Origin of the sequence: Variovorax sp. 54 (assembly GCF_002754375.1) — a bacterium.
Classification (GTDB): domain Bacteria; phylum Pseudomonadota; class Gammaproteobacteria; order Burkholderiales; family Burkholderiaceae_C; genus Variovorax.
This window is the reverse complement of record NZ_PEFF01000001.1, coordinates 5,206,523-5,230,390: the sequence shown is the minus strand read 5'-3', so window position 1 is coordinate 5,230,390 and position 23,868 is coordinate 5,206,523. Positions and strand designations below refer to the sequence as shown.

Below are 23,868 nucleotides of genomic sequence, written 5' to 3'. Positions count from 1 at the left end.
TTGAGATGACGGCACCTGATGGCGCTCTGGCGCCCCCCGCACCTGCGCCCTTGTCGGGCGAGCGCCCCGAATGGCAGCGCTGGGCCCTCGTGGTCGCCGTGCATCTGGCGGGCATCGCGCTGTGGGAGCTGGCGGTGCGGGTCTTCGCGATCCAGCCCTTCATCCTGCCGGCGCCCTCGAAGGTGCTGGCCACGCTGGCCAACCCGAACTACAGCTGGCTCAAGAACACCGGCGTCACCGCGCTCGAAGTGTTCGGCGGCTACGCGCTCGGGCTGGTGCTCGGCATTCTTTGCGCCCTGCTCTTCATCACCAGCAAGCGGCTGATGCTGGTGGTGTTCCCGCTGCTGGTCACGCTCAACATGATCCCGAAGGTGGCGATGGGGCCGCTGGTGATCGTCTGGTTCAGCTACGGCATCGGGCCGAACATCCTGATCACGTTCAGCCTGTGCTTCTTCCCCATCCTGCTGACCACCATCCGCGGGCTCAACGAGACCGAACCCGAGCTGCTCGACCTCGTGCGCGCGCTCAAGGGCTCGCGCTGGCAGCTGTTCCGCTACATCCAGCTGCCGGGCTCGCTGCCGTACGTGTTCTCGGGCATGAAGGTCGCCACCATCCTCGCCGTCGCGGGTGCGGTGGTGGGCGAGTTCATCGCTTCGGAACGCGGCCTGGGCTATCTGATGATTCAGGTCCAGGCCTCGCTGGACACGCCCGCGGTTTTCATGGCCGTGCTGCTCATCACGGGCCTGGGCGTGCTGCTCTATCTGCTGGTGCTTCTGCTGGAGCGCCTCTTCATCACCCAGGACGCAAGAATCCAATGACCTCCACGCCTGTCCTCGACGACCTGCCCTTTCCCGAGCGCTTCGAGAGCGAAGCCGCACTCGAAGACTACCTGGCCACGCCCTCGCGCGACCTCGTGCGCGACATGGCCCGCCTCGACGGCGACCTGATGATCCTCGGCGTCGGCGGCAAGATGGGCCCCACGCTGGCCCGCCTCGCGAAGAACGCCATGCCCGGTCGCCGCGTGATCGCCGTCGCCCGCTTCAGCGAAGCCGGCGTGCGCGAAGCGCTCGAAGCGCACGGCATCGAAACCATTGCCTGCGACCTGCTCGACCGCGCCGCCATCGCCGCGCTGCCGCCCTGCGCCAACATCGTGTTCATGGCCGGCCGCAAGTTCGGCGCCGACGCCGACAACCCGCTGACCTGGGCCATGAACGCGCACGTGCCGGCGCTGGTGGCCGAGCACTTCCATGCCTCGCGCATCGTCGCCTTCTCGACCGCCTGCGTGTACCCCTTCGTGCCCGTGACCAGCCAGGGTGCGAGCGAGAGCGACGCGCCCAACCCGCCCGGCGAATACGCCAACTCGTGCGTGGGCCGCGAGCGCATGTTCGAGTACTTCTCGCAGCGCCACAGCACGCCCGGCCGCCTGTTCCGCCTGAGCTACGCCATCGACCTGCGCTACGGCGTGCTGGCCGACGTGGCGCTCAAAGTGTGGCGCGGCGAGCCGGTCGACGTGACCATGGGCCACGTCAACGTGATCTGGCAGGGCGACGCGAACGCGCAGGCGCTGCGCTGCCTCGCGGCGGCCACCGTGCCGACCTCGCCGCTCAACGTGAGCGGCCCCGAGACCACGTCGATCCGCTGGCTCGCCGAGGAATTCGCGCGCCAGTTCGACAAGCCCGCGACGATCACCGGGCAAGAGGCGCCGACCGCCTGGCTCATGAACACCGGCGAGGCCGAGCGCCTGTTCGGCTACCCGCGCGTGCCGCTCGCGCAGCAGATCCGCTGGGTGGCTGACTGGATCTCGCGCGAGCAACGCCAGTACGGCAAGCCCACGAAGTTCGAATCGCGCGACGGCAAGTACTGAGCCCATGACCATGCCCGCCGTCGAAGCACTCTCGTCGATCACGCCCGGCATCGCCCCGATGCTCGACGCGCTGGTCGCCGCGAGCGGCTGGAACCAGACCGCGCACGACTGGCGGCTGTTCGAGCGGCTCGGCACGGTGCATGGCGTGCATGACATGCGTGATAGCGAGGGCCAGCTCATCGCCAGCGGCGCGGTGCTGCCGATGGACGGCGTGGCCTGGATCAGCATGATCCTCGTGCTGCCCGCCGCGCGTGGGCAAGGCCTGGGCCGAGCGGTGTTCGCGCGCTGCCTCGACCAGGTGAAGGCCGCCGGCCTCGTCGCGATGCTCGACGCCACGCCGCAGGGCGAACCGCTCTATGCGAGCTTCGGCTTCACACCGCTGTGGCGGCTCACGCGCTGGCAGCGCGAGGCCGCACCGGCCACCGCATCGCTCGCCATCGACAAGCCGGCCCTCGACAACCTCTCCGCGCTCGACGCGCAGGCGCTGGGCTTCGCGCGCCCCGCCGTGCTCGCCGACCTGCTCGGCCGCGACGACAGCCGCTGCGTGCGCAACGGCCTGGGCTTCGGCCTCGTGCGCGCAGGGCGCACCGCGCACCACATCGGCCCGCTGCTGTCGTCCGACGAAACCGTCGCCGCCGCGCTGCTGACGCAGGCCGCGCGCGGCATCGACGGCCGCATCTACATCGACGTGCCCGACGACCGCAAGGCCATGACCGCCGCGCTGCGCGCCGCCGGCTTCACGCCCCAACGCAGCTTCACGCGCATGGCACTGGCCACGCGCGAGGGCGCGCAGCCGCCCACCGGACACCCCGCCTTCATCCACGCCATCGCCGGCCCCGAGTTCGCCTGAGGACCTTCGCCCATGTCACTGAACCGCTCCGACCTTCCCGCCGACGTGCTTGCGCTGCTGTCGCAAGGCACCGTCATTCCGGCGCATCCGCTCGCACTCGACGCGCATCGCCAGCTCGACCGCCAGCGCCAGCGCGCGCTGACCCGCTACTACGTCGACGCCGGCGTCGGCGGCCTGGCGGTGGGCGTGCACACCACGCAGTTCGCGATCCGCGAGCGCGGCCTGTACGCCACCGTGCTCGAAGCCGCGATGCAGGACCGCCTGGCCTGGAACGACCGCCCCATGGCGATGATTGCCGGGCTGTGCGGCCCGACCGCGCAGGCGCAGGCCGAGGCGCGCACCGCCGTCTCTCTGGGCTACCACGCGGGGCTGCTGAGCCTCGCGGCGCTGGCCGGCGCATCGGAAGACGAACTCATCGTCCACTGCGAAGCGGTGGCGCAGGAGATTCCGCTGATCGGCTTCTACCTGCAGACCGTGGTCGGCGGCCCGATCCTCTCGAGCGACTTCTGGCGCCGCTTCGCGCTCATCCCCAACGCACTCGCCATCAAGGTCGCGCCCTTCAACCGCTACCGCAGCATCGACGTGGTGCGCGGGCTGGTCGATGCGCGCGCCGAGGAGCGCGTGTTCCTCTACACCGGCAACGACGACCACATCGTGCTCGACCTCGCGCTGCCCTTTGCCGCGATGCGCGACGGCGCGCCCGTGCAGGTGCGCTTTCGCGGCGGCCTGCTGGGCCACTGGTCGGTGTGGACGTCGAGCGCAGTGCACCAGCTGCAACAGATCAAGGCCGAGCTGGCCGCCAGCGGCGGCGCGCTGAGCCCCGCCCTGCTCGCGCTCGATTCGCGCGTGACCGACTGCAACGCCGCCTTCTTCGACGTGGCGAACAACTTCCACGGCTGCATCGCGGGCTGCCACGAGGTGCTGCGGCGCCAGGGTCTGCTCGAAGGCATCTGGTGCCTCGATCCGGAAGAAGGCCTGGGCCACGGACAGTCGGCGGAAATCGACCGCGTCTACCGCCAGCACGGCGACCTGGCCGACGACGCCTTCGTGCGCGACAACCTGGCACGGTGGCTGGCATGAGCGCCGTGTTGCAACCGCAGGAGCCAGCACCGCTGATCCGCATGCGGCAGCTGCGCAAGGTCTACCGCAAGCGCAACGAAGAATTCCTCGCGGTGTCCGACGTCACGATGGACGTGCATGCGGGCGACATGATCTCGCTGGTCGGCCCGTCGGGCTGCGGCAAGTCGACGCTGCTGAAGATCCTGTCGGGCCTGCACGGCCACGACGGCGGCACGCTCGAAATCGGCGGCCCTGGGGGTACAGGCTTCAACGCGGGCCGCGATGTCGGCATGGTGTTCCAGCAGCCGCTGCTGCTCAAGTGGCGCACCATCCTCGAGAACGTGCTGCTGCCCGCCGACATCCTCGGGCTGGACCGCAAGGCCGCCAAGGCACGCGCGCACGAACTGCTCGACATGGTCGGCCTCACGGGCTTCGCCGACAAGCTGCCCTATGAACTCTCGGGCGGCATGCAGCAGCGCGCCGCCATCGCACGTGCGCTCATCCACGACCCGAAGCTGGTGCTCATGGACGAACCTTTCGGCGCGCTCGATGCGCTCACGCGCGAGAAGATGAACCTGGAGATGCTGCGCATCTGGGAGCGCAGCCGCAAGACCTTCATCGTGGTCACGCACAGCATCCAGGAGGCGGTGTTCCTGGGCTCGCACTGCGCCGTGCTCACGGCGGGCCCGGCACGCATGGCCGACTTCTTCCGCATCGAGCTGCCCGAGCCGCGCAAGCTGCACGTGAAGACCAGCCCCGAGTTCGGCGAGTACGTGCGCCGCATCTACGACCTGCTGGGCGTGGACTGAGCCTCGCCCAATTCAGTTCAGTTCAGCTCGGTTGCAGCTGCTGGATTTCCTTGGCGCGCGCCACTTCCACTTCGCGCGGCAAGGTCACCGCGTTCTTTACCGCCAGGATTTCGGCCATCACGCTCACCGCGATCTCGGGCGGCGTCTTGCTGCCGATGAAGATGCCGATGGGCCCGCGCAGGCGAGCGAGCGATGCGGCCGTCTGATCGAAGTGCTCGATCATGCGGTCGCGCCGCGCGTCGGCGTTGCGGCGCGAGCCGATCGCACCCACATAAAAGGCCTCGCTCTGCAGCGCTTCGAGCAGCGCGAGGTCGTCGAGCTTGGGGTCGTGCGTGAGCGCAACCACGCAGCTGCGGCGGTCGGGCCGGAAGGCCAGCACCGCGTCGTCGGGCATCTCGGTGGTGATCGTCACGCCGGACAGCGTCCACGCGGTGCGGTACTCGGCGCGCGGGTCGCACAGCGTCACGGCGAAGCCGCTGAACTTGGCCATGGTCGCGAGGTATTCGGCGAGCTGGCCGGCACCGATCAGCAGCATGCGGTACTCAGGGCCGAAGGTGTTGGTGAGCTCGGTGTCGTTCACCGTGAGCTCGTCGGGTGCGGTCGCCTCGGCCAGCCGCACCGCGCCGGTGGCCAGCGTCACCGTGCGGCGCATGAGCTTGCCGCGTTCGAGTTCGGCGACCAGGGTGTCGAGCGTGTCGGCGTCGGGCGCGTATTCGAGCAGCAGCTCGAGCGTGCCGCCGCAGGGCAGGCCGAAGCGGTGCGCTTCGTCGGCCGTGATGCCGTACTTGACCAGCGCGGGCGGCGCGCCCAGCGGCACGTCTTCGCCCTTGCCGTGGGCATGGCTGTAGCGCGCGATGAGGTCGTCTTCGATGCAACCGCCCGAGACCGAACCGACCACGGCGCCGTCTTCGGCCAGCGCCATGATCGAGCCCACGGGCCGCGGCGACGAGCCCCAGGTGCGCACCACCGTGGTCAGCAGCGCGCGCTTGCCGGCACGCCGCCAGTCGCGCAGCGTGCGCAGCACCATGACATCGAGGTTTTCCATGGCGAGGCCTTGTGCGTGGTTGTCAGGCGGCGTCGCCGGGGGTGGCGGTGTCGTCGCCGTCCTTCTTGCCGAAGCCCATCTTCTTCATGAGGCCCGACATCACGCCGGCCTTCTCGGCAGGCGCGTCGGCCGGTGCTTCCTCGGGCGGTGCGGGCGGCGGGCCGTAGCGGCTCTGCATCTCGGCCTCGAAGCGCTTGAAGAAGTCGTCGGCGGTGGACTTGGCCGCACCGTCGATCAGGCGCTGGCCGAGCTGCGCGATCTTGCCGCCGACCTGGGCCTGCACGGTGTAGTCGAGTTCGCAGCCGGCGGGCGCGGGTGCGGCTTCGGCTTCGGCTGGCACCGCGGCCACGGCTTCAGCGGCGGGTGCGCCCTCTGCGGCAGGTGCGCTGTCGGCCACAACAGGCGCCGCTTCCGACGCACCGGCCATCGGCTTGAGCGACACGCTCGACGAGCCCTTGGCGAACCCCGCCACGCCGCCCTGCCCCTCGAAGGTGAGCTTGTAGCCGTCGGGCGCGACGATGTCCGACAGCATCACCTTGCCGCTGAACTTGGCCGACACCGGGCCGATCTTCACGGCCAGCGCCACGCTGTAGGTGTTGTCGCCCGTGAGTTCGAACTTGTCGCAGCCGGGAATGCACTTCTTGAGCGTCTCGGGGTCATTGAGCGCTTCCCAGGCCTGTTGTTGGGTGACGCCGAGGCGGCGGTTTCCGAGCATTTCCATGGTGGGTTTCCTTTGTTCCTTCCTGAGTCCAGTCCTAGCGACTGGCGCGCATCAGCGCGGCCAGGCTGGCGGCCAGCTGTTCGAGTGCATTCAGATTGTGGACCGCCAGCATCGCGTCCGCATGGCGGTGCAGCACGGCGGCCCCACGCGCCAGAGGGGCGTAGCCCTCGAAGCGAAGCAGCGGGTTGAGCCACAGCAGCCGGCGCGAATGGCGCTTCAGCCACTGCAGTTCGGTCTCGAGCTCGGCGGGCTCGCCCGTGTCGAGGCCGTCGCTGATCACCAGCACCAGCGTGCGGCGGCCGATGAGCCGGCGGGCATGCGACTGGCGCAGTTCGGCCAGCGAGCCGCCCAGCCGCGTCCCGCCCGCGAAATCGTCGATGGCCAGGCTGGCCGCGCCCAGCATGGCGTCGGTGTCGGCCAACCGGAAGGCCGGCGTGAGGTCGGTCAGCCGCGTGCCGAAAGCGAACACGTCGCGCCGGCCGGCCCGCCGCGTGGCGGCATGCAGAAAGGCCAGCAGCAGGCGGGCGTAGCGCTCCATCGAGCCCGACACGTCGACCAGCACCAGCAGCGGCAAGGGCTGTTCGCGCCGCGCCAGCCGGGGCAGGCGCAGGATCTCACCACCGGTGCGGGCCGCCTCGTGCAGCACGCCGGGCCAGTGCATGCGGGCGTGGGCGCTGCCTGCATCGCCGGCCGGGCGCAGGCGGCGCGTGGGCAGCCGGGGCACCGGCAGCGTGACGTCGCGCGCCAGCCGCTCGACCAACCGGTACTCGGCCGCGCCGAGCGCGTTGAAGTCGGCATGCTGCAGCCGCTGGCGGTCGCTGGCCGTCATGGCGGCGTCGAACTTGATCTCCTCGTCGGGCTTGGTCGGTGCGGCGGGCTTGACGGCATCGCGCGGCGGGCTCAGGGCCTCGCGCACGCGCGGCCGCCGCTTGGAGGGCTCGGCCTTGCCTTCGGCGCTGGGCAGCATCTGGGCGAGCAGCTTGTTGGCCAGCTCGGGGTCGCGGAACCACGCGTCGAAGAGTTCGCGGAACACCAGCCGGTCTTGCTCGCGGCTGACCATCACGGCTTCCATCGCGGCGCTCAGGTCGAGCTTGTCTTCAACCCCGACCAGGGTGACCGCCTCGGTCGCGAGCGCAATGCGCATGGCATCGGTGCGCACGCCGGCGCGGCGCAATGCGCGGCCGAAGGCGGCGATGTTGCCCGCCAGCTTGCCGCTGCGGACGTCGCCGAGTTGCTGGATGCCGGCCATGTATGTGCCTCGGCCTCGCTTAGCTGGCGAGCGGTTCCTCGGGCCTCAGCAGATCGGAGGCCAGCTCGTGCGTCAGCGCCGCCACGTCGTCGCGCTGCTTGAAGAGGATGCCGGCGGTGTCGACGACCACTTCGGGGTCGAGTTCGACGGTGTCGAGCGCGATGAGCGCCCGCGCCCACTCCACGCTTTCGGCGATGCCGGGTGCGCGCTGGAAGGCGTTGACGAACGGCGCCGCGCGCAACCGCGCCACAAAGGCGGCCACCTGCGCCGACAGCGTCTCGCCGGCCTGCGGCACCTGTGCGCGCACGATGGCCAGCTCGCGTTCACGCTCTGGGTAGTCGAGCCAGTGGTAAAGACAGCGCCGCTTCACGGCATCGTTCAGCTCGCGCGTGCGGTTGCTGGTGAGCAGCGTGACCGGCGGCACCACGGCGCGCACGGTGCCCAGCTCGGGAATGCTGACCTGGTACTCGCCCAGGTATTCGAGCAGGAAGGCTTCGAAGGGCTCGTCGGCGCGGTCCACCTCGTCGATCAGCAGCACGGCACCGGGTGCGGGCGTCTGCAGCGCCTGCAGCAGCGGGCGGCGGATCAGGTAGTGCGGCTGGTAGACCTCGGCCTCCACATCGCGCGCGGCGCCCGTGGCTTCGGCCGCGCGCATGTGCAGCAGCTGCGCGGCGTAGTTCCATTCGTACAGCGCCTCGCGCTGCTCCATGCCGTCGTAGCACTGCAGGCGCAGCAGCTCGCGGTTGAGGGCGATCGACAGCGCCTTGGCCAGCTCGGTCTTGCCGACACCGGGTTCGCCTTCGAGCAGCAGCGGGCGCTGCAGCTTGAGCGCGAGGAACACCGCAGTGGCCAGGCGGCGGTCGGCAAAGTAGCCGGCCTGCATCAAACCGTCGGAAAGGGCGTCGATGGTCGGGAAAGTCATGGCGAAGCGTAGCGGAAGACGCGAGGGTGTCGCGCCTTCCGGTGGGCGGCAGGCTGCTTCAGCCGAGCGCCTTGGTGACGGCGCGTTGGGTCAGCACGCTGATCAGGTTCGCACGGTAGGCGGCCGAGGCATGCAGGTCGCTGTTCAGGTCGCTCGCGTCGATCTTCACGGCGGCAGCTGCCGCTGCGGTGAAGCTCTTGTTGAGCGCGTCTTCGAGCCCGGCATGGCGGAACACGCCATTGCCCGCACCGGTGACGGCCACGCGCACGCCGCTGTCGTACTGCGCCAGGAAAATGCCGACCAGCGGAAAGTTCGAGGCCTTCTGGCGCAGCTTCTCGTACACGGCGCGCTTCGGAATGGGGAAGCGGATGGCGGTGATGAGTTCGTCTTCTTCAAGCGCCGTGGTGAACAGGCCCTGGAAGAAGTCATCGGCTGCAATTTCGCGCTTCGAGGTGACGATGGTCGCGCCCGAGGCCAGCACCGCGCTGGGGTAGCACGCCGCCGGATCGTTGTTGGCCACCGAGCCGCCGACCGTGCCCATCGCGCGCACCTGCCGGTCGCCGATGCGCGACGCGAGGTCGGCCAGCGCGGGGTACGCGGCCTTCACGTCGGCATGGTTCGCCACGTCGAGGTGACGCGACATGGCGCCGATGGTGATCGCGCCGCCGTCCTTCTTGATGCCGGTGAGTTCCTTGATGCCGCTGAGGTCGACCAGCTGCTCAGGCGCCGACAGCCGCAGCTTCATCGAGGCCAGCAGGGTCTGTCCGCCGGCCAGTGGCTTGCCGCCCGCGGCGATCAGCCGGGTGGCATCTGCCACGCTGGCGGGCCGTTCGAGTGTGAAGGCATACATGGGGTGATTCCTTCTCTGTTATTTCTTATGTCGGTTCAGGGCTTGGCGGCGGCTTGCATCGCTTCCCAGACGCGGCTGGACGAAGCGGGCATGTCGAAATCCTTGACGCCCAGGGGCGCCAGCGCGTCGAGCACGGCGTTGATGACGGCCGGCGGCGAACCGATGGCGCCCGCCTCGCCGCAGCCCTTGGTGCCCAGCGGGTTGTGGGTGCACGGGGTGCAGACGGTGTCGAGCTTGAACTGCGGAAAGTCGGCGGCGCGCGGCATGGCGTAGTCCATGAAGCTGCCGGTGAGCAGCTGGCCGGTTTCGTTGTCGTAGACGCAGTTCTCAAGCAGCGCCTGGCCGATGCCCTGCACCAGCCCGCCGTGCACCTGGCCCTCGACGATCATCGGGTTGATGATGGTGCCGAAGTCGTCCACCGCGGTGAAGCGGTCGACCTTCACTTCGCCGGTCTCTTTGTCGATCTCGACCTCGCAGATGTAGGTGCCGCCCGGGAAGGTGAAGTTGGTCGGGTCGTAAAAGGCCGTTTCGTTCAGGCCGGGCTCGAGCTTGTCGAGCGGGTAGTTGTGCGGCACGTAGGCCGTGAGCGCCACCTGACCAAACGGGATCTTCTTGTCGGTGCCCTTGACCGTGAACTCGCCGTTGGCGAACTCGATGTCGGCGTCGCTCGCCTCCATCAGGTGCGCGGCGATCTTCTTGGCCTTGGTCTCGATCTTGTCGAGCGCCTTCATGATGGCCGCGCCGCCCACCGAGATGGAGCGCGAGCCATACGTGCCCATGCCGAAGGGCACGCGGCCGGTGTCGCCGTGCACCACGTCGACGTTGTCGACCGGAATACCCAGGCGCGCGGCCACGACCTGCGCGAAGGTGGTTTCATGGCCCTGGCCGTGGCTGTGCGAGCCGGTGAACACCGTCACGCTGCCGGTCGGGTGCACGCGGATCTCGCCGCATTCGAACAGGCCCGCGCGCGCACCGAGCGCGCCCGCGATGTTCGACGGCGCGATGCCGCAGGCCTCGATGTAGCTCGAATAGCCCATGCCGCGCAGCTTGCCCCTGGCTTCGGTCGCCGCCTTGCGCGCGGCATAACCGTCGACCTCGGCCAGCACCCGCGCCTTGTCCATGCAGGCATGGAAGTCGCCGGTGTCGTACTGCAGCGCCACGGGCGTCTGGTACGGGAAGCTGGTGATGAAGTTGCGCTTGCGGATCTCGTCCTGGCCCAGGTTCATTTCCCAGGCGCAGCGCGACACGAGGCGTTCCAGCAGGTAGGTGGCTTCGGGCCGCCCGGCCCCGCGGTACGCATCGACCGGCGAGGTGTTGGTGAACCAGGCATCGACCTCGACATAGATCTGCGGCGTCGTGTACTGGCCCGCCAGCAGCGTGGCGTACAGGATGGTCGGCACCGCGGTCGAGAAGGTCGACAGGTAGGCGCCGAGGTTGGCGTCGGTGTGCACGCGCATGGCGAGGAACTTGCCTTGACTGTCCATCGCCATTTCGGCGTGGCTCACGTGGTCGCGGCCATGCGCATCCGACAGGAAGCACTCGGAGCGTTCCGCCGTCCACTTAATGTTGCGGTTGAGCTGCTTCGCTGCCCAGGTCAGGCACACGTCTTCGGCGTACAGGAAGATCTTGGAGCCGAAGCCGCCGCCCACGTCGGGCGCGATCACGCGCACCTTGTGCTCGGGCAGGCCCAGCACAAAGGCCGTCATCAGCAGGCGCTCGACGTGCGGGTTCTGGTTCGACACGTAGAGCGTGTAGTCGTCGGTGCCGCGGCTGTAGCTGCCGATGGCCACGCGCGGCTCGATCGGGTTGGGAATCAGGCGGTTGTTGACGAGGTCGAGCTTCGTGACGTGCGCCGCTGTGGTGAACACGTTGTCGACCGCAGCCTTGTCGCCGAGCACCCACTTGTAGCACTGGTTGTCGGGCGCTTCGTCGTGCAGCGTGGTGCTGCCGGTCTTCTTGGCCGCGTCGGCCACGCTCACCAGCGCGGGCAGCACGTCGTAGTCGACCACCACGGCTTCGGCCGCGTTCTTGGCCTGCTCGACCGTCTCGGCCACCACCATGGCGACGTGGTCGCCCACGTAGCGCACCTTCTTGATCGCGAGGATCGGGTGCATCGGCTCCTTCATCGGGGTGCCGTCGGGGTTGTTGATGAGCCAGCCGCAGGGCAGCCCGCCCATCTTTCCCTCGATGTCCTTGCCGCTGAAGATGCCGACCACGCCGGGCATCTTCGAGGCCTCGGTGATGTTGATCGACTTGATGACGGCGTGGGCGTGCGGCGAGCGCACGAAGACCGCATGGCTCTGGTTGGCCAGCGTGATGTCGTCGGTGTAGTTGCCCGCGCCGGTCAGGAAGCGATAGTCTTCCTTGCGCCGCAGGGCCTCGCCGATGTGCGGCAGGTTGGAGAAGTCGGAAGCACCCATGATGCGGCTCCCTTTCAGGCTGCGACGGTGGTCTTGACCGGGGTGCCCGAGGCCATGGCCTCGCCGCCCATCTTCACGGCCTTCACGATGTTCTGGTAGCCCGTGCAACGGCACAGGTTGCCCTCGAGCAGCTCGCGGATTTCCGATTCGCTCGATTTGGGGTGGTGGGTGCACAGGTCGATGGCGCTCATGACCATGCCCGGCGTGCAGAAACCGCACTGCAGGCCATGGCACTCCTTGAAGGCCGCCTGCATGGGGTGCATGGTGCCGTCGGCTTCGGCAATGCCCTCGATGGTGGTGACGTCGGCACCGGCCGCCTGCGCGACCAGGATGTTGCACGACTTGACCGCGCGGCCGTTCAGGTGGACCGTGCAGGCGCCGCACTGGGCGGTGTCGCAGCCGACGTGGGTTCCGGTGAGGTGGAGGTGCTCGCGGATCGCGTGCACAAGGAAGGTGTTCGGTGGGGCGTCGACCGTGACCGGGCGGCCGTTGACCTTGAAAGCGACCTGCATGTGGCTGTCTCCGTGGAAGGTGATGGCTGGTGGTGCGGGTCATCTTGGATGCCACGCTTTCGCACTATCCTAGGCAAAAACCCTTGACACTTGCACAGACCGCGGGAAATTCTCAAAATGAAACAGCTTGTCGTCCGGCGAGCCCGGAAAAGCCGCCCGCCCTCCCCGCGCGAAGAAGAATCCTCATGATGATGTCCGCTTCCGCCGCCCCGCCTCCCATCGAGCGTTCGTTGGCCATTGCGCAGGCGCGCCGTGAGCTGATCGAAGGCGACGGTCCGCGTCCGCGCGCCGCCGCGCGGGTCGATCCGGGCATCACCCGCTCGTGGCAGCGCTGCCTCGAGGCCGGCCGCCGGCCCCAGCAGCGCGTGAGCTTCGACCCCGTGAGCCGCACCGCGAGCCGCGATGTCACGGAATGCAACCGTGCCCTGGTCACGGCGGCCCGTCCGGTGATCGAACGGCTCTCGCGGGCCATTGCCGACACCCGCTATTTCGCCATCCTGACCGACGCGCGCGGCATCGTGGTTGACGTGGGCACCCTGCCCGACGGCACCGACCCCGCCGCCCGCTACGCACGCGACATCGGGCGCGTGGGCGTCGACCTGTCCGAAAACGCCATCGGCACCAGCGCCATCGGCACGGCGCTGGCCGAGCAGGAATCGGTGTGGCTGCACCGGGGTGAACACTTCTTTGACGACACCAGCGTGTACAGCTGCGCCGGCGCGCCGCTCTTCGGCCCGCGAGGCGACTGCATCGGCATGCTCGACCTCACGGGCGTGCAGGTGGTCGAGCGGCCCGAGCTGCGCCACCTGGCCACGATGTCGGCGCGCAGCATCGAGAACCTGCTGGTGCAGCGCGAACCCTGCGAGCTGCTGCTGCGGCTGCTCTGGCCCGGCTGCCCGAGCAGCGAGACCACCGAAGGCCTGCTTTGCATCGACGCCGCCGGCCACGTCACCGGCGCCAACGCGGCGGCGCGGCAAATGCTGCACCAGCCGCTGGCCTGCCATCCGGGCGGCCTGCATTTCAACGACCTGTTCGCGCTGCCGCTGCACATGATGTTCGACGCCGCCCGGCGCGGCGACGCGACGCTCGAGGTGCCGCTGTGGTCGGGCCTGCGGGTGCAGGTGCGGGCCCAGCGCGGCGGCAGCGAGCACGGCGACGTGCCGGGTGTGCCCGGTGCCGCAACCGATGGCCGCCCCCGCCTGCGCGACGTGGAAACCGCGCTGATCCGCAAGGCAGTGAACGATGCACGCGGCAATGTGGCCGAGGCAGCGCGCACGCTGGGCATCAGCCGCGCCACGGTCTACCGCAAGCTCTGGCGCGGTCGGCCGACGGGCGACTGATTCAACCCTCAGGCGCCCACGGGCACCTTGTCGAGGAAGCCCGTCACCGCGCGCAGCTTGCCCGCGTCGATCTGCGCGAAGTCGGTGCCCTGAATCAGGTCGTCCGCACCGCTCGGGCCCAGCGTCCACGAGAAGCGCAGGTTGTCGCCATGCGCCTCGGCCTTGCCGAGCAGGTGGAAGCGAAAGCCCGGGTAGCGCTGGTGCACCGCGCCGACCAGCGCACTGATCTGCTCGCGGCCGCTGGCTTGCGCCATCGGGTCGACATAGCGGGCGTCGGCGGTCCAGCCGGCTTCGATCAGTGCGGCGCGGCGCGCGGCGTCGGTCTCGTTCCAGACGGCGATGTAGCCCGTGGCGATGGCATGGGGATCGTGGGCGGCGGTGTTCATGGCGACTGTTCCTTTCGAGGGTTCGGCCCGCAACAGTGCGGGGTGAAGGAATGGTCGCGGGGCACGCGCCGCGCGTCGATGACGTGGCAGGTTATGCGGGCACGTCCATCGTCGCGTTCGCATCGAGCGGAAACACCGGCCGGCGCACCTGGCTGAACGGAAACAGGCTGTAGTCGGAGCTGGTCACGCCCGGGCTGTCGCACTCCACCAGCGCCGCCGACAGCGGCTCGAACACCGGCCGACAGTACATGCGCGACTTCAGCAGCAGGAAGCGCTCTTTGCGCGGATCGAGCCCGGCGCACTCGAACACCCCGATGTCCCACGGCTCCTGCGTGCGCTCGGTGACGACGATGCGCGCCGCGCCGATGTCGAACAGCACGGTGCGGCCCATGCTGCTGCGCTGGCCGGTGTAGGTGGGGCCGGTGATCACGTACTCGCCGTCGCTGATGGTGCGCACGACGCCCGTCAATTGCACGGGCGTCTTCACGAGGCCGATGCCTTCCAGCGACACCTTGTTGCCCAGCGCCACCGTCACCTCGGCGCCCTCGCCCGCCGCGACCAGCGCGGCCACCGCCTCGGGGTCGCACAGCGGGCCGACGCCGATGCCGTCGAGGCCCTGCGCCAGCGCTTCCTGCAGCACGTCCATCGTGTCGCAGCTGCCGCCCGACATGCAGTTGTCGCCGTGGTCGAGCAGCAGCACCGGACGCGTCGCGCCGCCGGCGATGAGCTTCGCGCGCGCGACCGATGCGGCCAGCGGCTCGCTGCGGTAGATGAAGGCTTCGCGCTCGGCCCACATCTGCGCCGCGATGCGGTCGGCCGTGGCCTGCGCGCGTTCGGACGATTGCGCATCGACCACGATCACGCTCATGCACGGCGCCGTGATGTCCGACAGCGAGAAGCCCGCCAGGATCGACACCGCCAGCGACTCGGACTCCTCCGCCGCGCGCGCCGCCTCGATGGCCCGCTGCATCGCGCCCGTGAACGAGGCGCTGCGCAGCGTATGCGCCATCAGCGGCAGCTGCCGCCAGCGCATGTGCGGCTGGCTGCGCCTGGCCAGCAGGTCGAACAGCAGGCGGCCGGCGTGCTCGCCGGTCTCGTACATGTCGACGTGCGGGTAGGTCTTGAAGCCGACGATCACGTCGGCGTTGGCCACCATCGCGGGCGTCACGTTGGCATGCAGGTCCAGCGCCACGCCGATCGGCACGCCGGGCGCCGCAGCGCGCAGGCGCACCAGCAGGTCGCCTTCGCCGTCGGTGCTGTTCTGCGCCACCATCGCGCCGTGCAGGTCGAGCAGGATCGCGTCGCAGCCCGGCGCCGCATCGACGATGCATTGCGTGAGCGTCGTGTAGGCCTGCGCATCGACCGGCCCGCTCGGGTTGGCCGAGGCCGACACCGGCGTGACGACCTCGGCGCCGGCGGCTTCAGCCAGGTCGATGAAGGCCGACATCGCGGTGCGCATGCCCTTGTTGTCGGTGTAGGCCTGCGCCCCGAAGGTCGGGCCGTCGGGCCCGAAGGCTGCGAGCGGCGTGGGCACGGGCGAGAAGGTGTTGGTCTCGTGGTTGAGGCGGGCGATCAGGACTTTCATGCAGAAACTCCTGCGCTTTGCAGCATCGCCTGCAGCAGCACGTTGCAACCAGCTTCGAGATGGTCGGGCTGCGCGTCCTCGATCTCGTTGTGGCTGATGCCGTCCAGGCAGGGCACGAAGATCATCGCCGCGGGACACACGCGCGCGAGGTACACGGCGTCGTGGCCGGCGCCGCTGATCACGTTCATCCACGTCATGCCTTGGTCCTGCGCGGCCTCGCGCACCGCCGACACCAGTGCGGGCGTGAACGGCTGCGGTGGGAAGTACACGACCTGCTCGACTGTCGCCTCGACCTTGCCCTTGGTGGCGATGCGTTGCACGGCTTCTTTCAGGGCCGCGTCCATGGCCGACAGCACCACGTCGTCGGCGGCGCGCAGGTCGACGCTGAGCTTCACGCGGCCCGGGATCACGTTGCGCGAGTTCGGGTAGTTGTCGATCCAGCCGACCGTGCCACGCCCGTGCGGCGCATGGGCAAGCGCAATGCGGTTCACCTCGACCACGAGCTCGGCGGCGGCCAGCAGCGCGTCTTTTCGCAGCTCCATCGGCGTGGGGCCGGCATGGGCTTCCATGCCCTGCACCACCACGTCGTACCAGCGCTGGCCCAGCGCGCCCTCGACCACGCCGATGACGCGCTCGTTGGCTTCAAGCACTGGCCCTTGTTCGATGTGCGCCTCGAAGTAGGCACCGACCGGCGATGCCACCGCCGAGGCGGGCACAGCACCGGCATAGCCGATGGCCGAGAGCGCATCGGCCACGCTCACGCCTTCGGTGTCGCGCTGCGCGAGCGCATGCTCCAGCGTGAAGGCGCCGGCGAACACGCCCGAGCCCATCATCACGGGCACGAAGCGCGAGCCTTCTTCGTTGGTCCACACCGCCACTTCGAGCGGTGCGTCGGTTTCTATGCCCGCATCGTTCAGCGCGCGCACCACTTCGAGCCCCGCGAGCACGCCGTAGTTGCCGTCGAACTTGCCGCCGGTGGGCTGCGTGTCGATGTGGCTGCCGGTGGTGATGGGCGGCAGCGCGTTGTTGCGGCCCGCGCGGCGCGCGAAGATGTTGCCGATGGCGTCCACGCGCACTTCGCAGCCGGCCTCGCGCGCCCAGCGCGTGAAGAGGTCGCGGCCCTGTCGATCGAGGTCGGTGAGCGCGATGCGGCACACGCCGCCCTTCTCGGTGGCGCCGAGCTGCGCCAGCTGCATCAGCGAGTCCCAGAGGCGCTGGCCGTTCACGCGCAGCGTGCGCACGTCCGGCGCGGTGGAAAGTTCGTTCTGTGTGTTCATGGTTTTTGACAACGAATGGAGGGCGGGTTCAGGCGAGACCGACGCCTAGGTATCTGTCTTTCACGTCGTGATCGGCCATGAAGGCGGCATTGCCGGCCTCGTGCACGATCACGCCCTGCTCCACGATGTAGTGGCGATCGGCCAGCTGCACGCAGACCTCGAGGTTCTGCTCGACCAGCAGGATGGCCACGCCCGCGGCCTTGATGGTCTTGAGCTGCGCGACGATCTCTTCCACGATCACCGGCGCCAGGCCTTCCACGGGCTCGTCGAGGATCAGCAGGCGCGGGTGGTTCATGAGCGCGCGGCCGATGGCCAGCATCTGCTGCTCGCCGCCCGAGAGCTGCCCGCCGCCGTTGCGCCGGCGCTCCTTCAGGCGCGGAAAGATGCGGTAGATGTCGGCCAGCTGCCAGGGCGAATCGCGCCGCAGGCCGAGCAGCAGGTTCTCTTCCACCGTGAGCAGCTTGAAGATGCCGCGATGCTCCGGCACCAGGCACACGCCGCGCGTGGCGATGCGGTGCGGCGGCTGGCCCGCGATGTCCGCGCCCTGGAAGCGCACGCGCCCGCCCGTGGGCGTGACAGCACCGGCAATGCTCTTGAGCGTGGTCGACTTGCCCGCGCCGTTGCGGCCCAGCAGCGTGACCAGTTCGGCCTCGCCCACCGTGAACGACACGCCCTGCAGCACATGGCTCTTGCCGTAGTGCGCGTGCAGGCCGTCGACTTCGAGGATGTTCGCGCTCATCGGGTCGCCTCCGTGCGCTGAGCGCCGGCCATGGCCCGGCTGTTGCTCCCTCTCCCCTCGGGGAGAGGGCTGGGGTGAGGGCCGGCGGCGATGGCAGGGGCGGTGCATGTGCGAAGGCCGCGGCCCTCACCCCTGCCCTCTCCCCACGGGGAGAGGGAGAAAGAAACAGCGCTCCTCATGCCTTGCCCCCAGTGATCATGTTGCCGAGATATGCCGTGCGCACGCGCGCGTCGGACCGGATGTCGCCCGGCAGCCCCTCGGCCAGCACGCGGCCCAGTTGCATGACGGTCACGGTGTCGGAGATGTCCATCACGATGTTCATGTTGTGCTCGATCAGCACCACGGTGTGCGCGTCGCGCAGGCTGCGGATGAGGTGCTTCATCTCGTCGAGGTCGTCGATGCCCATGCCCGAGGTCGGCTCGTCCAGAAAGATGGCCTTGGGCTTCGCGGCCAGCGCCATGCCCACTTCGAGCCGGCGCTGCTGGCCGTGCGAGAGCACGCTGGCGGGCGTGTCGGCCAGCCGTTCGAGGCCGACGCGCGCGAGCACCTCGGCCACCGTGTCGGCACAGGCGCGCTCGCCGATGGGAGCGCGCCAGCAGTTCATGGCCTGGCGCGGCGCAATGCCCTGCGCCGCCACGCGCAGGTTCTCGCGCACCGACAGGCTGGGGAACAGGCTCGTGACCTGGAACGAGCGCGCCATGCCGCGCTGCACGCGCTTGTGGTCGGGCTCGCGCGTCACGTCGTGGCCGTCGAACACGATGCGCCCGCCCGTCGTGGTGCCGGTGCCCGTGAGCATGTGGAACAGCGTGGTCTTGCCCGCGCCGTTCGGGCCGATCACCGAATGCACGGTGTTGCGCTTGATCTTCAGGTCGACCCCGCCGAGCGCGGCGAACTTACCGTAGTGCTTCGTGACGCCGATGGCTTCGATGAGGATGTCGCTCATGCTTTTTCTCCCTGTGCCAGCGGCGCCTTGTCCGCAGCAGGCGTCTTGCGGAACACCCGGCGCCAGGCGCTTTCGCCCAGGCCCCAGAGGCCGCGTTGCATGCCGATGCTCACGCCGATCAGCAGCAGGCCCAGCAGCAGCAGCCAGCGCGGCCACAGCGTGGAGAGCCAGTCGGCCAGCAGCACGTAGAAGGCCGAGCCGAGCACCGAGGCGAACAGGTTGCCGGTGCCGCCGATCACGGTGATGACCAGGATCATCTCGCTCGTGTGGTACTCGGCGTTCGACAGCGGCGCGATGCCGGTCATCATGGCGTGCAGGCCGCCGGCCAGGCCGGTGACGGCGCCCGAGATCACGAAGGCCAGCAGCTTGAAGCGCTTCAGGTCGTAGCCCACGGCGGCGGCGCGGTCCTCGTTGTCGCGGATGGCGAGCAGCGTGCGGCCGAAGACCGAGTCGGTCACCTTGAGCAGCAGCGCGAACGCGATGAGAAAGATCACCGCCACGAAGGCGTAGTACTTCCACGGCGTGTCCATGAAGGCCGGGCGCGGCACATCGAGCAGGCCGTTGTCGCCGCCCGTGAGCCCCGAGGCCGTGTACGCCACGAAATAGAACATCTGCGCGAAGGCCAGCGTGAGCATCACGAAGTAGGTGCCGCGCTGGCGGATGGCGACCCAGCCGACCACCGCGGCGCCCAGCGCGCCCATGCCGATGGCGGCAAGCAATGCCAAAGGCATCGGCAGTTGCAGCCGCGTGAGCAGGATCGCGATGGTGTAGCTGCCCAGCCCGAAGAAGATGCCCTGGCCGAACGAGAGCAGCCCCGTGTAGCCGAGCAGCAGGTTGCAGCCCAGGGCCGCGAGCGCGTAGATGAGCACTTCGCTCGCGAGCGAGCCCGAGCGCATGAACAGCGGCAACGCGAGCGCGACGATCAGCGCCAGCAGGAAGGTGTATTTCTTTGGCATGGCGGCGGTCATCCTCTGCGGCCGAGCAGGCCATGCGGGCGCAGCAGCAGCACGGCGCCCATCGCGATGTAGATCATCAGGCTCGCCCCGGGCGGCCAGATGGTGCTCATGAGGCTTTGCACGATGCCGATCAGCACGCCGCCGACCAGCGCACCGCTGAAGCTGCCGAGCCCGCCGATCACCACGACCACGAAGGCCACGCCCAGCGCCTCGACGCCCATGAAGGGCTCGGCCCCGCGGATGGGCGCGGCGAGCACGCCGGCCAGCGCCGCCGTGGCCGCGCCGAGCGCGAACACCAGGCTGAACACGCGAAACACGTTGATGCCCAGCAGCGAGACCATCTCGGTCGATTCGCTGCCCGCACGCACCGCGCTGCCCAGGCGCGTGCCTTCGAGCACCCACCACAGCAGCACCGCGAGCACGGCGGTGAAGCCGATCACGAAGAGCCGGTACTTCGGGTAGATGAAGCTGCCCCACATCACCACGCCCTGCAGCAGGTCGGGCGTGGGCACGCTGTTGCCCAGCGGGCCCCAGAACACGATGACGATCTCCTGCACCGCGAGCGCCAGGCCCACGGTCACGAGGATGTGGAACTCGTGCGGCTTGGCATACACACGGCGCAGCAGCAGCTTCTCGGCCAGCCAGCCGAGCGCGCCGACGAACAGCGGCACCAGCACGAGCGCGGCCCAGAAGTTCAGGCCCCACTGCATGGCCTGGAAGCACAGGTAGGCGCCCAGCAGGTAGAAAGCGCCGTGCGCGAAGTTCACGAAGCGCAGCAGGCCGAACACGATGGACAAGCCAACGGCCAGCAGGAAATACAGCATGCCGATGCCGATTCCGTTGATGGTCTGGAGCAGGTAGACGGACATAGGTGTCGTGGGGGAGATGGCAAACGTGCAGGCGGCCCACGCCCTGCCCGCGCCGCAAACGATGCGGGCGCGAGCGCGGCGCGAAGCCGGGCGGCGTCAGGCCAGCTTGCAGCCGGTCTTGTCGACGGGCAGGAAGGACTTGCCGGAACTGATCACGTCGACGTAATCGGCCGGGTTGGCCATCTTCGACTTCGCCTTGCCCTTGAGCAGGTAGTAGTCCTTGATGACCTGGTGGTCGGCCTTGCGGATTTCTTCCACGCCCGTGAGACCGTCGAACTTCATGCCTTCGAGCGCGGCGATCACGGCCTTCTGGTCGACCGTGCCGGCTTTGACGATGCCGTCGATGAGGATCTTGGTGCAGATGTACGAACCGGCCAGGCTGTAGTTGGGCACGATCTTCAGCTTATCGGCGGTGCGCTTCACGAGGTCCTTGTTGAGCGGCGTGTCGACCGTGTGCCAGTACTGCGCACCGAAGTAGACGCCGTCGCACAGGTCGGCGCCCAGCTCGTCGAACTGCTCCAGGCCCGAAGCCCAGGCCATGAGGATCGTCATGTTCTTGTGCATGCCGAAGCTCACCGCCTGGCGCAGCGCGGCCGACGACTGCGCGCCGAAGTTCAGCAGCAGCAGCACGTCGGGCTTGGCGGCCATGGCGTTGGTGAGGTAGCCGCTGAACTCCTTGTCGTTGAGCGAGTGGTAGCTGTTGCCCACGTGCTCGATGCCCTTCTCCTGGAAGATGGTCTTGGCCGCGCTCAAGAGGCCGTCGCCGAACACGTACTGCGGCGTGATCGTGTACCAGCGCTTGGCCTTGGGCATCGACGCGATCAGCGGGCGCACCGTCTGCTCGATGGCACCGAAGGTGGGCACCGACCAGCGGAAGGTGGCGGGGTTGCAATCTTTGCCGGTGATTTCGTCGGCGCCCGCGGTGGTGATGAAGAGGGCGCCGGCCTTCTCGGCCTCCTTGCCCATGGCCAGCGCTTCCGACGACAGGATGCCGCCCGCGAAGAACTTCGCGCCCTGCTGCTGCGAGGCCTCCTGCACCTTGCGCACGGCGGTGGCCGGCTTGCCTTCGGTGTCGAGCAGCGTGTAGGCCAGCGGACGGTTCAGCACCTTGCCGTACTGCTCGATCGCCAGCTTGGTGCCCAGGTCGGCGAACTTGCCGTTGGCCGCGAAGGCACCCGACATGGGCACCGGTGCACCGAAGCGGATCACGTCGGTGGCCTGGGCGATGGCCGAGCGGCTCATCAGGAGCGAGGCCGGGGCGGCCGACAGGGCGGCGAGCTGAAGGAGTTGTCTGCGTTGCATGGGGTTCTCCGGTCGTGGTGTGTGGAAAGTGGGGAAGAAAACACAGTGCCTGCGATCGCCGGCAATTTAAGCGGATAAATAGGATTAATATGTTGGTAAAAACCCGTTAGCAAGCCCCGTGCCCAAACCCAACCCGACCCTGCCGATGACGCCGTTAAGATCGCGCGCTGTTGCGCATCCCGCGCATCTCCCGATGTGCATGGATGGAGCGTTTTGATGAGAGTGGGGCACAACCCTCCGAAGCGGCAAAAGCTCTCGGACGTCATCGTCGAAGACGTCAAGCGATGGATCGTTGCCGAGCGCAAGCAGCCCGGCGACCGGCTACCGAACGAGAAGGAACTGATCGAGCTCTTCGGCTATTCGAAGAGCACGGTGCGCGAGGCGCTGAAGGCGCTCGAGGTGCGCGGGCTGATCTCGATCCGCACCGGCCCGGGCGGCGGCGCGTACCTGCAGCAGGTGTCGGTCGACCATGCGTCGGAGCCGCTGCGCAACTTCCTGCACTTTCATCACCTCGACGGCCATCACATCTACCAGCTGCGCAAGGCACTGGAGCCCGAGCTGGCCGTGAGCGTGGTCGGGCGACTCACGCCCGAACACTTCACACGGCTCGAAGAGAACGTGCGCCTGTGCACCATCGAGCCGACCAACGAAGACGAACTGCGCACGCAGCGCGAGGCCGAGCTGGCCTTTCACACGATGCTGGCCGAGGCCTGCCCCAACCCGGTGCTGTCCTTCATGTGCCGCTTTCTCAACGACCTGCTGCGCGACCTCGTCGTCTACAAGAAAGCGCTGGACCACCACCACTTCGGCGAGACCAACGTGGACTACCACACGCAGCTGCTGGCGGCGTATCGCAAGGAAGATGCGGACGAGGTGCGGCGGCTGATGGCGGAGCACATGGTGGATGCGGAGCACCATATGCATGAGATGGAAGCGCACATCGGGGCGAAGCATTTGTTGCTGCCGAGTGGGCAGCGCTGACCGGCTGGGTTGAGAACGGACCGCTTGTCTTGTCCCCTCTCCCCTCGGGGAGAGGGCTAGGGTGAGGGCCGCGGGCCTTCGCACCTGCGCGCCCTTGCCCATCGCCCGACACCCTCACCCCAGCCCTCTCCCGCAAGCGGGAGAGGGAGCAAGACCAACTCACTTGTGCGCTTGCTCCAGACAGGCCTGAAACGCCAACACCGCCCGTGAAGGCTTCGGCGAGCGCCGCAGCAGGCTCACGAACCGGCACGCATAGTTGAAGCGCGCCGGCAACACCGCCTTCATCAGCCCGCGCTGCTCGAACACCTGTGCGTAGTGGTCGGGCAGAAAGCCCAGAAAGCGGCCCGACAGGATCAGCGTCGCGATCGCCTCCTGGTCGAACCCGGTCGCCTTGCGAGACAACCGCGCGCGATGGCTCAGTTCCATGTTCGGCGAGTGATACCCCAGCCCGGCGAAATGGTGCTCGCCCAGCTTCGACCACGTGAGCTTGCCGTGCGGGCTGTCGAACAGCGGATGCCCTTTGCCGCAGTACAGCAGCATGGTCTCGTCGAACAGGTCGGCGTAGACCAGGCTCTTCGAGCTGCGGTGCGCCGGGATGATGCCGATCTGGAAGTTGCCCTCCAGCACGCCCTGCTCGATGGCGTTGATCGAGCCCACGTGCACCGCCAGATTCACCTCGGGCGCGATTTCGGTGAAGCGCGCAATGGCCTCGCCGATGCGCGCCTTCGGGTTGGTCGCGGTCTTGTCGAACAGCGCCACCTCGAGCTGCCCGCCCATGCGGTTGTGGATGTCGTCGATGCTGCCGCGAAAGGCGTCGACCGAGGCCAGCAGCCGCAACGTCTCGTCGTACACGCGCTGGCCCTCGGCCGTGAGCGCAAAGCCCGCCCGCCCGCGCCGGCACAACACGAGGCCCAGCCGCGTTTCCAGGTCTTTCACGTGGCGGCTCACGGTGGAGGTGCCGATGTTCAGCTCCAGCTCGGCCGCCGCCATGCCGCCGCAGTCGACCACGCTCTTGAACACCTTGAGCAGGCGCAAATCCATGTCGCTGAGCTGCCCCAGCACGGCGCGGTTGCGGGTGCCCTGGGCACTGGTTTCGGTGGCCGGTGAGGCCTTGGCATTTACTTGCATGGATCGTCAAGTGAACATTGATATTGCGCCATTCTCCACACTGAAGGGTCTGCGAACAATC

The 23,868-nt window shown here is 68.5% G+C and carries 23 protein-coding genes; 7 read left to right on the top strand and 16 right to left on the bottom strand.

The genetic code is table 11. From position 1 onward, the window contains the following. Nucleotides 1-5 precede the first annotated feature (5 nt). Genes CLU95_RS23995 through CLU95_RS23975 form a run of 5 tightly spaced genes read left to right on the top strand, consistent with a single transcriptional unit; the run spans nt 6 to nt 4,582 of the window. Entirely contained in the window at nt 6-818 is an 813-nt protein-coding gene (locus CLU95_RS23995) for an ABC transporter permease (RefSeq protein ID WP_099795910.1), read from the top strand. Further along, complete coding sequence (locus CLU95_RS23990) at nt 815-1,864, top strand: NAD-dependent epimerase/dehydratase family protein (RefSeq protein ID WP_099795909.1); 1,050 nt, start codon at nt 815-817, stop codon at nt 1,862-1,864. The genes CLU95_RS23995 and CLU95_RS23990 overlap by 4 nt, the downstream gene beginning before the upstream one ends. 4 nt (nt 1,865-1,868) lie before the next feature. Further along, nucleotides 1,869-2,714 (top strand): GNAT family N-acetyltransferase, encoded by an 846-nt coding sequence (locus CLU95_RS23985; RefSeq protein WP_099795908.1) that lies wholly within the window; start codon nt 1,869-1,871, stop codon nt 2,712-2,714. A gap of 12 nt (nt 2,715-2,726) precedes the next feature. Next, a complete protein-coding gene (locus tag CLU95_RS23980) occupies nt 2,727-3,794 on the top strand; it encodes a dihydrodipicolinate synthase family protein (protein WP_099795907.1) in 1,068 nt (355 codons plus the stop codon). Beyond that, entirely contained in the window at nt 3,791-4,582 is a 792-nt protein-coding gene (locus CLU95_RS23975) for an ABC transporter ATP-binding protein (RefSeq protein ID WP_099795906.1), read from the top strand. Before CLU95_RS23980 ends, CLU95_RS23975 begins: the two co-directional genes overlap by 4 nt. A gap of 22 nt (nt 4,583-4,604) precedes the next feature. On the opposite strand, the gene CLU95_RS23970 is transcribed toward CLU95_RS23975, so the two are convergent. Genes CLU95_RS23970 through CLU95_RS23940 form a run of 7 tightly spaced genes read right to left on the bottom strand, consistent with a single transcriptional unit; the run spans nt 4,605 to nt 12,301 of the window. Further along, nucleotides 4,605-5,627 carry an XdhC family protein gene (locus CLU95_RS23970; RefSeq protein ID WP_099795905.1) on the bottom strand — a complete coding sequence of 341 codons (1,023 nt, stop codon included), beginning with the start codon at nt 5,625-5,627 and terminating at the stop codon, nt 4,605-4,607. Between the two features lie 22 nt (nt 5,628-5,649). Next, a complete protein-coding gene (locus tag CLU95_RS23965) occupies nt 5,650-6,348 on the bottom strand; it encodes a CoxG family protein (protein WP_099795904.1) in 699 nt (232 codons plus the stop codon). A gap of 34 nt (nt 6,349-6,382) precedes the next feature. Then, nucleotides 6,383-7,597, bottom strand: a complete 1,215-nt coding sequence (locus CLU95_RS23960) for a vWA domain-containing protein (RefSeq protein ID WP_099795903.1) — start codon at nt 7,595-7,597, stop codon at nt 6,383-6,385. Between the two features lie 19 nt (nt 7,598-7,616). After that, nucleotides 7,617-8,519 (bottom strand): AAA family ATPase, encoded by a 903-nt coding sequence (locus tag CLU95_RS23955; RefSeq protein ID WP_099795902.1) that lies wholly within the window; start codon nt 8,517-8,519, stop codon nt 7,617-7,619. A gap of 58 nt (nt 8,520-8,577) precedes the next feature. After that, nucleotides 8,578-9,369, bottom strand: a complete 792-nt coding sequence (locus tag CLU95_RS23950; RefSeq protein WP_099795901.1) for an FAD binding domain-containing protein — start codon at nt 9,367-9,369, stop codon at nt 8,578-8,580. Nucleotides 9,370-9,404: 35 nt separating this feature from the next. Continuing rightward, complete coding sequence (locus tag CLU95_RS23945; RefSeq protein ID WP_099795900.1) at nt 9,405-11,789, bottom strand: xanthine dehydrogenase family protein molybdopterin-binding subunit; 2,385 nt, start codon at nt 11,787-11,789, stop codon at nt 9,405-9,407. Nucleotides 11,790-11,803: 14 nt separating this feature from the next. Next, a complete protein-coding gene (locus CLU95_RS23940; RefSeq protein WP_099795899.1) occupies nt 11,804-12,301 on the bottom strand; it encodes a (2Fe-2S)-binding protein in 498 nt (165 codons plus the stop codon). Nucleotides 12,302-12,492: 191 nt separating this feature from the next. On the opposite strand from CLU95_RS23940, the gene CLU95_RS23935 reads away from it, so the two are divergent. Beyond that, a complete protein-coding gene (locus CLU95_RS23935; RefSeq protein WP_099797453.1) occupies nt 12,493-13,641 on the top strand; it encodes a helix-turn-helix domain-containing protein in 1,149 nt (382 codons plus the stop codon). 8 nt (nt 13,642-13,649) lie between these two features. Here the strand turns inward: CLU95_RS23935 and CLU95_RS23930 are convergent, their stop codons facing one another. The 8 genes from CLU95_RS23930 to CLU95_RS23895 all read right to left on the bottom strand — a co-directional run bounded on the left by CLU95_RS23930 (nt 13,650) and on the right by CLU95_RS23895 (nt 21,698). Then, nucleotides 13,650-14,027, bottom strand: coding sequence for a nuclear transport factor 2 family protein (locus CLU95_RS23930; RefSeq protein WP_099795898.1), 378 nt, complete (start codon nt 14,025-14,027; stop codon nt 13,650-13,652). A gap of 91 nt (nt 14,028-14,118) precedes the next feature. Next, complete coding sequence (locus CLU95_RS23925) at nt 14,119-15,612, bottom strand: M81 family metallopeptidase (protein WP_099795897.1); 1,494 nt, start codon at nt 15,610-15,612, stop codon at nt 14,119-14,121. Beyond that, the gene (locus CLU95_RS23920) at nt 15,609-16,889 is read right to left on the bottom strand and encodes a Zn-dependent hydrolase (protein ID WP_099795896.1); all 1,281 of its coding nucleotides are present in this window, start codon (nt 16,887-16,889) and stop codon (nt 15,609-15,611) included. The genes CLU95_RS23925 and CLU95_RS23920 overlap by 4 nt, the downstream gene beginning before the upstream one ends. Nucleotides 16,890-16,917: 28 nt before the next feature. After that, a complete protein-coding gene (locus CLU95_RS23915; RefSeq protein ID WP_099795895.1) occupies nt 16,918-17,628 on the bottom strand; it encodes an ABC transporter ATP-binding protein in 711 nt (236 codons plus the stop codon). Nucleotides 17,629-17,803: 175 nt separating this feature from the next. Continuing rightward, a complete protein-coding gene (locus tag CLU95_RS23910) occupies nt 17,804-18,571 on the bottom strand; it encodes an ABC transporter ATP-binding protein (protein WP_099795894.1) in 768 nt (255 codons plus the stop codon). Beyond that, a complete protein-coding gene (locus CLU95_RS23905; protein ID WP_099797452.1) occupies nt 18,568-19,527 on the bottom strand; it encodes a branched-chain amino acid ABC transporter permease in 960 nt (319 codons plus the stop codon). Before CLU95_RS23905 ends, CLU95_RS23910 begins: the two co-directional genes overlap by 4 nt. 8 nt (nt 19,528-19,535) lie before the next feature. Beyond that, nucleotides 19,536-20,396: a branched-chain amino acid ABC transporter permease gene (locus CLU95_RS23900; protein WP_099795893.1), complete on the bottom strand. Its 861-nt coding sequence runs from the start codon at nt 20,394-20,396 to the stop codon at nt 19,536-19,538. A gap of 96 nt (nt 20,397-20,492) precedes the next feature. Further along, nucleotides 20,493-21,698, bottom strand: a complete 1,206-nt coding sequence (locus CLU95_RS23895) for an ABC transporter substrate-binding protein (RefSeq protein ID WP_099795892.1) — start codon at nt 21,696-21,698, stop codon at nt 20,493-20,495. A gap of 216 nt (nt 21,699-21,914) precedes the next feature. Here CLU95_RS23895 and CLU95_RS23890 point away from each other — a divergent pair, with 216 nt between their 5' ends. Beyond that, nucleotides 21,915-22,679 (top strand): FadR/GntR family transcriptional regulator, encoded by a 765-nt coding sequence (locus tag CLU95_RS23890; RefSeq protein WP_099795891.1) that lies wholly within the window; start codon nt 21,915-21,917, stop codon nt 22,677-22,679. Nucleotides 22,680-22,838: 159 nt separating this feature from the next. Here CLU95_RS23890 and CLU95_RS23885 read toward each other — a convergent pair whose 3' ends face one another. After that, a complete protein-coding gene (locus tag CLU95_RS23885; RefSeq protein ID WP_099795890.1) occupies nt 22,839-23,807 on the bottom strand; it encodes a LysR family transcriptional regulator in 969 nt (322 codons plus the stop codon). Nucleotides 23,808-23,868 lie beyond the last annotated feature (61 nt).